2 protein-coding genes are annotated in these 1,804 nt (G+C 43.4%); both read right to left on the bottom strand.

Annotation, left to right across the window (positions count from 1 at the left end; genetic code table 11):
- On the bottom strand, positions 1 to 1,322 hold a 1,322-nt coding region (locus K339_RS0109910; RefSeq protein ID WP_028523435.1), incomplete at its 3' end, for a 7TM-DISM domain-containing protein.
- On the bottom strand, positions 1,319 to 1,804 hold a 486-nt coding region (locus tag K339_RS0109905), incomplete at its 5' end, for a sensor histidine kinase (RefSeq protein ID WP_028523434.1). The genes K339_RS0109910 and K339_RS0109905, both read right to left, overlap by 4 nt.

Below are 1,804 nucleotides of genomic sequence, written 5' to 3'. Positions count from 1 at the left end.
GTAAGCGTAGCCCCCACTTCATCATGTAAATCACGGGCGATTTCATCCCGAAGTTGCAGGAGTTTGTTTTGCTGCCGCAGGTTTTCCTGAAGCTGAACAATGAGTTGTTGTTGGGTGCGGGCTTGGTCTTTGCGGTATTCATCGGCTCGTTTGCCTAAGATGTAGCCCAAAATTATTACTTCAATCACGATACCTAATACCCAAGTATTATTGTAAGGAATGAAAGGAAGCCACTCAAAATTATTCCATGCAAACAGGGCAACAATCATAGTAACAACGCTGATAACAAAGGCAATGGTGTAGAGAAATAGTTGACGAAAATTTTTAAAATTTACATACAACAAACTGATTAACAGCAGATAAAGAACTAATAAGATGCGACTCGCCCACGTAAAACCAAACCAGCCAAAAACGATATTGATATACGAAAAAGAAGAGCCTGTCACCCACTGACTTATGTGAGCAGTCCAATCGTCTATCCATGTGAGGGCATTCGTCACTATAATAGCCCAATAAAGAAAACGGGAATAATGGCGTAGATTCAGGAAGCGGATATGAAAAAGGGACCAGCATAGTTCATAAAAATAAGCTGAATTGAAAAGCGGGGTAAAACGCCAAAACAGAAGGGTCTTATAGTCGTTCAGCAGTTGGTAGTAGTCGATGTAAAACACCACAATACTACACATTAACAAAGCGTACCAACCCAACAAAGGGGTACGTAGGCGCAGAAAAAATACCAACGAAAAAACAAACATTAGTAAAAAAACACCCAACGCAATACTCTGCCAGCGAGTCGTTTGTTGTTTTGCCAACAGTGCCTGACCCATATCACCCACTCGCCAATAATCACCAAACGCATCTCCATTCCGCCGCACCTGTACATATACCTTTTGCGGGCGGCTACCAAGCGGAATTACAGGCGGGTTTGCCATTACAAGTTGTGTTGAGTCTGGCACTACTAACCCGCTCCGAACATGCGTTTGCTTACCTTTTTCATCCAGTATAAATACATCAAATTGGCCATATTGCCGAAACGAGGAAATCAAAAATAATTCAGCAGTCGTCTGATTTTTTAGCTGAAACATGAGCCATGAAGTGCCGTTTTGACGAGCAAGTTGGACTACTTCTTTTCGATGAATCGACTCAAACGAGTCAAGCGGAAACTGGGCAACTTGTTCGTAAGTAAGTTTCGGATTTACTCTTTTTAGAAAATAAGTATAGGGAGCTACTTCATTCATTTGGCGGGCATCGCTGATTGTCAGCACGGGTTGTGCTGCCAGCGGCAGGGAGAGAATAGCAAGTAGTAAAATAGCTAATTTCATACGCTTTGATTAGGGATGATGATTTCTACTTCTGTTCCCACTTCCGACGTTACCTTTACGGCAAATCCACCTTCTTTAGCCCGCTTCTGAAAATTTTTCAGACCGTTGCCTTCCTGAGTCTGAACAGCATCAAAACCTTTTCCATCATCTGAGATACGGACGTGTAAATCAGCCTTTTGCTGAAAAATGCGAACCTGAGCGTTGGCCGCCTCACTGTGTTTGACGATGTTGTGCAAGGCTTCTTTATAGATCAGATACAGGTTTCGCCGCTGTTCCATCGAAAAAACGGGTAACTGTGAAACGGGTACTTCATTCTCAAAAGCAAACGCAATGCCGTGGGGCATAAGCAGTTTAAAACCCACCGATTTCATCTTTTCCAACAACTTATCGGGTGCATCGTTGTCAGGATTGAGCGCCCATATCGTGTCCCGAATGGTATGAATGGCCTCCTGTGAGTCGGTGGTCATTTGGCCTAATACGGC

Origin of the sequence: Runella limosa DSM 17973 (assembly GCF_000482465.1) — a bacterium.
In the GTDB taxonomy this organism is placed as follows: Bacteria; Bacteroidota; Bacteroidia; order Cytophagales; family Spirosomataceae; genus Runella; species Runella limosa.
Note: the sequence above shows the minus strand (reverse complement) of the source record. Positions and strands in the feature narration are given on the sequence as shown.